Origin of the sequence: Acrocarpospora macrocephala, from assembly GCF_009687865.1 — a bacterium.
Lineage (GTDB): Bacteria > Actinomycetota > Actinomycetes > Streptosporangiales > Streptosporangiaceae > Acrocarpospora > Acrocarpospora macrocephala.
This window is the reverse complement of sequence record NZ_BLAE01000045.1, coordinates 86,950-94,994: the sequence shown is the minus strand read 5'-3', so window position 1 is coordinate 94,994 and position 8,045 is coordinate 86,950. Positions and strand designations below refer to the sequence as shown.

Below are 8,045 nucleotides of genomic sequence, written 5' to 3'. Positions count from 1 at the left end.
CGGCGCTGGCAGCGAAGGTCTTGCCGTAGCTCCACTTGAGGGTCTTGCCGGAGTAGGCGTAGTTGCCGTCCGGGTGCGACCCGCTCGGGTAGCCGAACACGAAGACCGGCTTGCCGACCTTCTGGTTGTAGGCCAGACCCTGGCCACCGACGTTGTCGCCGAGGCGACCGGCGTCGATCCACTTCCAGACGTAGAACTTGCCCTCGAACTTCCAACGCGCCCACGGCGAGTACGTGTTGTACACGGCCTCGGTGACCTCGACGAAGGAACCGATGTCGGACGGCTTCTTGATGTCGGCGAAGCCACCGTGCGGGAGCTTCAGGCCGTTGTAGACCGTGACGAAGGCGTAGTCGCGGTCGCCGTCCTCGTAGACGTCGAAGTCGTAGTGCGTGAAGGCCTGCTTGCCGACGTACACGCCCCACGGGGTCTTGCCCTGGTAGTAACCCGGGACGAACACCCAGCGGTCCAGCGTGGCCTTGTTGGACTCCGTGTCGTAGACACAGCTACCAGCGGTGGCCACCAGGTTCTTGTACGCCGACTGGATCGACGAAGCGGTGCACCAGTGCGGCTTCTTGTCGGAGCCGAGGAAGAACACCTTGCCCGAGGTCTTGGGCAGGTTGACGTTCTTCGACTTCGCGGTCGACTTCTTCTCGTCGCCGATCGCCGGAACGACACCGGGCTTGCTGTCCGCAGCCGGGCCACCGGTCGAGATGTGCTTGGCGACGATCTTCGTCTCCACGTCGTACGGCGTGGCGGCGATCAGGTTGGCCGCGCCTTCGGCAAACCAGAACGCCGCAATGTTCTTGCCCGCGATCGCGGTGGTGGCCAGCGGGGTGCCGACCACGTCACCAGCAGCGGTGGCCGGAGCGGCGAGGCCCGCGGCCAGGAGGCCGGCGGTGGCGACGACGCCACCGAAGGCGAGAGTGCGCTTCATGGGGGAACTCCTTGGTCTGTCGTGGAACGCCTCATGCGTCCCATGCGTCAGGAAAGGGATAGCCCGGAACTTACAGCGCAGATCTTGATAGGAGGAAGTCGTTCCGGCATACCGTGTGACGACTCTGCGTGTGCGTTATCTTTTCGTGACATGTCAGATTTCTTGTCAATCCGGGCCAGGAAGTGACATTTGGCCAGCTGGTTGACTGGGTGATGACCTTGGAGTCCAGGATGATCCTGTGGCAAGTGGGGCCCGCGAGGCAACGGGTGTGTGACGTAAATCACACTGAATCGATGGCACTGAGATGAGGTTGGACGCGTCTAACCGCGCGCACCCCAGAAAACGAACAAGGGCCCGGCCGCGAGGCCGAGCCCTTGCTATGGGGTGATCACCTCGACCTGACGAGATGACCCTTGACCGTTAGTCCCAGAAGATCGGGCGCTTCCAGCCGGAGGGAACCTCGTAAGGAACAGCGATGCTGCCGCTCCACTTGTTGGCGACCGCCTTGTAGACGCCGTAGAGCTCGCCGTCGAAGTACGGGGAGACCGAGACGTCGATCCGGTTGTTGCCGTCGGTGTCGGACACCTTGCTCGTCACACCGTTGAGGTAGCCGAGGCGGCGGGAGTTCTTGTAGGTCATCAGCCACGCGGAACCGGCGGAGCCGGCGCCGGTGAAGGAGGACTTGACCCCGATCAGTTCCTCGGCCTTGATGGCGAGGGCCTGCGCCTTGAAGGTCTTGCCATACGACCACTTCTGGGTGATCCCGGTGTAGGCGTAGTTGCCGTCCGGGTGCGACCCGCTGGGGTAGCCGAACACGAAGACCGGCTTGCCGACCTTCTGGTTGTAGGCCAGACCCTGCCCGCCCACGTTGTTGCCGAGCGCGCCGGCGTCCTCGAAGGCCCAGACGTAGTACTTGTACTTCTTCTTCTGGTCCTCGGTGAACGCCGCCACGTTGGTCTCGGCGGTGATCGGAGCGGTGCCCGCCTCGAGCGGCTTCGCGTAGCACCAGCGCTCGCGGTCACGGAAGCCGCGCGGGAACTCCTTGAAGACGTTCCACGAAACTTCCTTGTACGCGCCCGGGTTCTGGTCGAACGGCTTCACCACTCCGTCATGCGGCATCGCGAGGCCGTTGTACACCTGAACGAAGGCGTAGTCGCGGTCGTAGTCCTCGTAGACGTCGAAGTCGTAGTGGGTGTAAGCCTGCTTGCCGACGTAGATGCCCCACGGGGTCTTGCCCTGGTAGTAACCCGGGACGAACACCCAGTTGTCGAACGTGGTGGCGTTGCTGTCGGTGTCGTAGACACAGTGCCCAGCGGTCGCGACCAGGTTCTTGTACGTCGACTGGATCGAGGTCGCGGTGCACCAGCGTTTGTCCGGGAGGCCGTCCTTCTCCACGGCCTTACCGGTCCGCGGGTCGGTGCCGCTGCCGTCCGGCACGTTGAAGAACACCTTGCCGACGGTCTTCGGCAGGTTGATGTTCTTCGAGGTGCTGGTGGACTTCTTCTCGTCGCCGATCGCGGGGACCGCGCCGGGCTTGCTGTCCGCGGCGGGGCCACCGGTCGACACGTGCTTGGCGACGACCTTGGTCTCGATGTTGTACGGCGTGGCGGCGATCAGGTTCGCCGCCTTGTTGCCGTACCAGTACGCGACGGTCGCCCAGGCCGCGATGCCCTGGTTGGCCAGCGCGTCGGAGGCCACGTCGTTGTCGGCCTGCGCGGGCGCGGTCACGAGACCGGCCGCGAGCAGGCTTGCCGTGGTGGCGACAACGCCACCGAAGGCGAGAGTGCGCTTCATAGGGGAACTCCTTGGTCTGTCGTGGAACGCCTCTTGCGTCCCATGCGTCAGGAAAGGGATAGCCCGGACCATACAGCGGAGATCATGAAGCGATAAAGCCAAACCGAATAGCTGAATTGTTGCTCTGGGTGACGGAGATAATTCCGTTACTTAATAGCCGACCGGAAAGTCCGTTGGGTCGGAATGTGTGACGTCCTGATGAATAAATTTCCGGTCGATATATAAGTCGACCCCTGCGGACGCGCCATTCCGTGACCGTCCGCAGGGGCATGTGATGCAGATCACATGCAATGAGGACCTGGTGGCTGGTGTGAAAGCAGACATTTCCGGAAACGACAAAGGGCCCGGCCATAAGGCCGGGCCCTTTGTTTGGTGTCAGTCAGGGTTCAGAACCCCAGCTTCAACCTCACTTGTACGACGGCACCGCGATCGAGCCCGACCAAAGGTTCTTGGCCGCGCTGTAGACGCCGAACAGCTCACCGTCGAAGTACGGGGAGATGCTGGTGTCGTAGCGGTTGTTGCTGTCGGTGTCGGAGACGCCGATGGTCACACCGTTCAGGTAGCCGAGACGACGGGTGTTCTTGTACCCGACCAGCCACGACGAACCCAGCGCGCCCTCACCGGTGAAGGACGACTTGACCCCGATGAGCTCCTCGGCCTTGATGGCCGAAGCGCTGGCAGCGAAGGTCTTGCCGTAGCTCCACTTGAGGGTCTTGCCGGAGTAGGCGTAGTTGCCGTCCGGGTGCGAACCGCTCGGGTAGCCGAAGACGAAGACCGGCTTGCCGACCTTCTGGTTGTAGGCCAGACCCTGCCCACCGACGTTGTCACCCAGACGACCGGCGTCAACGAAGGCATAGGCGTAGTACTTGCCGTTCCACTGGAAGCAGTGGTAGCCCTTGGCGCGCCACTCGTACGGGAAGTTGTCGTAAACTTCCTTCGACACTTCCTTGTAGTCGCCGAGCACGTCGCTGCCGTCGTGCAGGCCCTTGACACCGTTGTAGACGGTGACGAACGCGTAGTCGCGGTCGCCGTCCTCGTAGGTGTCGAAGTCGTAGTGGGTGAAAGCCTGCTTGCCCACGTAGATGCCCCACGGGGTCTTGCCCTGGTAGTAACCGGGGACAAACACCCAGGAGCTCGTCGTGGACTTGTTCCTGTCTGTGTCGTAGACACAGCTACCCGCGGTGGCGACCAGGTTCTTGTAAGCGGCCTGGATCGACGTGGCGGTGCACCAGTGCGGGTTGATGGCCTGCGGCCACCAGTAGGTCCGGCCGTTCTTCGTGATCGGAACCCACTTGTAGCCGTCGCTGAAGAACACCTTGCCCGTGGTCTTGGGCAGGTTGACGTTCTTCGACTTGGCGGCCGTCTTCTTCTCGTCGCCGATCGCCGGAACGACACCGGGCTTGCTGTCCGCAGCCGGGCCACCGGTCGAGATGTGCTTGGCGACGATCTTCGTCTCCACGTCGTACGGCGTGGCCGCAATGAGGTTCGCAGCGCCCTCGGCGAGCCAGAACGCGGAGATCTCGTATGCGGTGATGCCGGTGTTGGCCAGCGGGGTGCCGACCACGTCATCGGCGGCCTGAGCCGGGGCGGCGAGGCCCGCGGCCAGGAGGCCAGCGGTGGCAACAATGCCACCAAAGGCGATGGTGCGCTTCATGGGGAACTCCTTGGTCTGTCGTGGAACGCCTCTTGCGTCCCATGCGTCAGGAAAGGGATAGCCCGCACCATACAGCGGAGATCTTGCGACCATAAAGACAGATCAAGAAATCACGTCGTTACGGTAAGTAGTCGACATCACTCCGTTATCGGGTTGGCTACGAGTCAATCTGGCAGTCAACCTGTTGCGGACGATGTTCGAGCAGCTAAAGGGCCTCGTGGTTGTTGTGGGAGGTCAGAGGGGCGTGTGACGGCGTTTGTCGCGGTCCAACCGGGATGTGACGCAGATCACACTCCCGCGCGAGATTGTGGAGACGTTCAAGGGGTCCGAGTCAGGATCGAGCTTGGTCGTCTGGCGTGGTTCGCGCGGCGATCGCACCGCCGAAGGGCGGGAGGGCGCTTCGTCGGAAGGGCGGCTCCTGGCTCTCTGTCCGGGTGGGGCCGGCCTCGCACCCCATTCATCAGAAATGACGAAAAGGACTTTACTCACGGAGCTGTCACGACAAAAGACGATGTATATAACGAGTTAAATGCGGCGCGTCATTAATCAACGGTCATCGCATGTCTGGCCATATTCTGGTGTTCCCTCACTCCGGGCTCCGACGTAGGGTGTGAGGTAAGTCACATGAAAGCGCGGAATCGTGTCGAACCCCGGACATGGCGAAGGGCCTGGCTGATGGTGTGCGCCGTAGCCAGGCCCTTCGGTCTATGGGGTGATTACGCGATAGAACCCGACCACAGGTTCGCCGCGTGCTTGTAGATGTCGTAGGTCTCGCCGTCGAAGTACGGCGAGAGGCTGGTGTCGATCCGGTCATTGCCGTCGGTGTCGGAAACCGCGGTCGTGACGCCGTTCAGGAAGCCCTTGCGGGTGCTGTTGCTGTACTTGTACAGCCAGGCCGAACCCGAAGAACCCTCACCGGTGAAGCTGCACTTGATGCCCAGCAGCTCCTCCGCCTTGATTTCCGCCGCCGAGGCGCCGAAGGTCTTGCCGTAGCACCACTTCTGGGTCTGGCCGCTGTAGGCGTAGTTGCCGTCCGGGTGCGACCCGCTCGGGTAGCCGAAGACGTAGTCGGTGACGTTGCGCTTCTGGTTCCAGGCGATGCCCTGCCCGCCCACGTTGTCGCCGAGGCGTCCAGCGTCCACGAACTTCCAGATGTAGTACTTGCCGTTCTTCTTCATGGTGTAGTTGTTGACCACCCACGGGTAGCTGCCGTAGCTGCGGTACTTGTCGTACTCCGCCTTGGTGACCTGCTTCCAGTCGCCTTCGAGCGGGCCGCCGCTGTGCGGGGCCTTCAGGCCGTTGTAGACGGTGACGAAGGCGTAGCTCCGGTCGAAGTCCTCGTAGACGTCGAAGTCGTAGTGGGTGAAGGCCTGCTTGCCGACGTAGATGCCCCACGGGGTCTTGCCCTGGTAGTAGCCGGGCACGAACACCCAGTACTTGAGCGTGGCCGCGTTGGACTCGACGTCGTAGACGCACTGGCCCGCGGTGGCGACCAGGTTGCGGTACTTGGACTGCAGCGAGGTGGCCGTGCACCAGTGCGGCTTCTTGTCGTCGTCGAGGAAGAAGACCTTGCCGGTGGTCTTGGGCAGGTTGACGTTCTTGGACTTGGTCGATCCGGCGCCGCCGATGGGCTCGACCTTGCCGGGCTTGCCGTCGGCGGCGGGGCCGCCCTTGGACAGGTGCTTGGCGACGACCTTCGTCTCCACGTCGTACGGGGTGGCCGCGATCAGGTTGGCCTTGTTCTGGGCGTACCAGAAGGCGACGACGTTCCAGGCGGCGACGCCGCTGCCGGCCAGCGGGTCGGCGGCCACGTCGTCGGCGGCCGCGGCGGGGGAGACCAGGGCGGCGCTCAGTAAGCCGGCGGACGCGGTGAGGAGGACGAGGTTCTTCGCACGGGTGTGCATGGGACTCCTTCAAGCCAGAGGGTGTGCTGGGATGAAGGTAAAGACATGTGCTTTCAAGTGGCTTGCAGACCACTTAGCCCGTGGCTTGCTTGGCCGCTTCGGCGTACACGCGCTGGGTGACCGCGTTGAAGTAGGGCGTCGAGATCGCGTCCAGCTTGCCGTCGCCGTTGACGTTCCAGGTCAGGCTGGTCACGCCGTTGATGAACCCGGTCTGCCTGGCCTGGTTGTAGTTGAGCACCCAGGGCCCGCCGCTGGCCCCGGCGGTGAACCCGCAGGACCGCAGCAGCACGCCGTGGCTGAGCAGGTACGTCGGGGCGGTCACGTACTTCCGGTCGGTCACCCCGCTGCACGGGCGCACCGTCTGCCCGTTGTACGGCCTGCTCCCGTCCGGATGCGCCCCCGCCGGGTAGCCGAACGCGTTGACCGCCAGCGAGGTGCCCTTCGTCGCGGTGAATCGGAACGCGCCAACCTTGTCTTCCAGGCGTCCCACGTCGGTGCGCTGGTAGCCGCCCGAGGTGGTCTTCCAGGTGAAGCCGCGGTTCACGGTCACGAACGCGTAGTCCCGGTCGAAGTCGCCCTTACCTGGGTAGTCCAGGTGCAGGAAGAGCGTGTGCCCGACGTAGATCCCGGCGTCGGTGCTCCCGTTGGCGTACGACGGGATGAAGATCCAGTTCTCCACCGTGCGGTTCTGGGCGAGCGAGTAGCCGCAGTGGCCGGCGGTCGCCACCAGGTTGCGGTTCTTGGAGTGCACCACCGAGCCGGAGCACCAATACTCCTTGGTCCCGAGCTTGAAGAACACCTTGCCGACCATGGGCGGCTGGTTCGGGTCCTTCTTGGCCGCCTTCTTCTTGTCGGGGGCGGCCTTCGTGCCCGCCGCCGCGACCTCCGCGACGGACGGGGTGGCCTTCGCGCCTTGCGACGGTTTGCTGCTCGGCACGTAGGTGCTGGCCTGCCTGAGGCGTTCCGGTGTCCAGTAGGCGGCGATTCGCTGCATCTCGGTGGCGCTTGAGCCGAGCGAGTAGGTCACCACATCGTTGGGCAGCAAGGTCTTTGTGGGAGCCTGCGCCAGTGCTGGTCCCGAAGCCACGAGCACGGCGGCCACGCTCACGCCTAGGGCGGTGAGGGGGGTTCGCCTGGACATCGGGGGCCTTTCCGCTGGTGATATCGATCGTAAGGGGTGATTTTTCCAGATCCACTGTGATTCGGCACACCTTCTTGACTTTCTCGTTATGAAACAGGTGGAACCGAACGTGCCTGGAGTGCGTCAGATTTCCCCATGGTGCGGAGTGGGCACTTGATCGTCTTGCGGCCCGCGGAGATCGTTGCGCTCATGCGCATGCCGTCCGGGGGCCGCCTGGCCGCCCTTCTCGCCGCCACCGCCATCGTGACCTGCTCGGCGGCCACGCCGCCGCCACCGGTCCAGCCCGATCTCCCGCAACCGGGGAAAAACAGGGAGTTCGTGCTCAGCATCGGCCACGACGGGACAACGAACAAACGCTTCGTGCTGCTGGGCTGCTCGCCGCCGCGCGGCACCCACCCGAAGGCCGCCGCGGCGTGCGCCACGCTGGCCAAGGTCGGCGGCGACCTCACCGCGCTGGAACCCGACCAGGACGCCATGTGCACGAAGGAATTCATGCCGGTCACCATCACCGCCAACGGCGTCTGGGACGGCAAGTTCAGCTGGTTCGAGCGCACCTACGGCAATGCCTGTGAGATGCGCTCGATGATGGGCCCGCTGTTCGACTTCTAACGCACGAAG

The 8,045-nt window shown here is 63.6% G+C and carries 6 protein-coding genes; 1 reads left to right on the top strand and 5 read right to left on the bottom strand.

The genetic code is table 11. The annotated features are described in order from the left end of the window. The 5 genes from Amac_RS34565 to Amac_RS34540 all read right to left on the bottom strand — a co-directional run. Positions 1 to 934, bottom strand: a 934-nt coding sequence (locus Amac_RS34565) for a trypsin-like serine peptidase (protein ID WP_155358618.1), incomplete at its 3' end; no start/stop codon positions are given. A gap of 420 nt (positions 935 to 1,354) precedes the next feature. Then, positions 1,355 to 2,728 (bottom strand): trypsin-like serine peptidase, encoded by a 1,374-nt coding sequence (locus Amac_RS54535; protein ID WP_174900259.1) that lies wholly within the window; start codon positions 2,726 to 2,728, stop codon positions 1,355 to 1,357. Positions 2,729 to 3,134: 406 nt separating this feature from the next. Beyond that, on the bottom strand, positions 3,135 to 4,382 hold the full coding sequence (locus Amac_RS34550) for a trypsin-like serine peptidase (RefSeq protein WP_155358617.1): 1,248 nt from the start codon (positions 4,380 to 4,382) through the stop codon (positions 3,135 to 3,137). 716 nt (positions 4,383 to 5,098) lie between these two features. Then, on the bottom strand, positions 5,099 to 6,286 hold the full coding sequence (locus Amac_RS34545) for a trypsin-like serine peptidase (RefSeq protein WP_155358616.1): 1,188 nt from the start codon (positions 6,284 to 6,286) through the stop codon (positions 5,099 to 5,101). Positions 6,287 to 6,359: 73 nt separating this feature from the next. Further along, a complete protein-coding gene (locus Amac_RS34540; protein ID WP_155358615.1) occupies positions 6,360 to 7,427 on the bottom strand; it encodes a trypsin-like serine peptidase in 1,068 nt (355 codons plus the stop codon). 153 nt (positions 7,428 to 7,580) lie between these two features. Here Amac_RS34540 and Amac_RS34535 point away from each other — a divergent pair, with 153 nt between their 5' ends. Then, positions 7,581 to 8,036: an SSI family serine proteinase inhibitor gene (locus tag Amac_RS34535; protein WP_170322806.1), complete on the top strand. Its 456-nt coding sequence runs from the start codon at positions 7,581 to 7,583 to the stop codon at positions 8,034 to 8,036. The last annotated feature ends 9 nt before the right edge of the window (positions 8,037 to 8,045 follow it).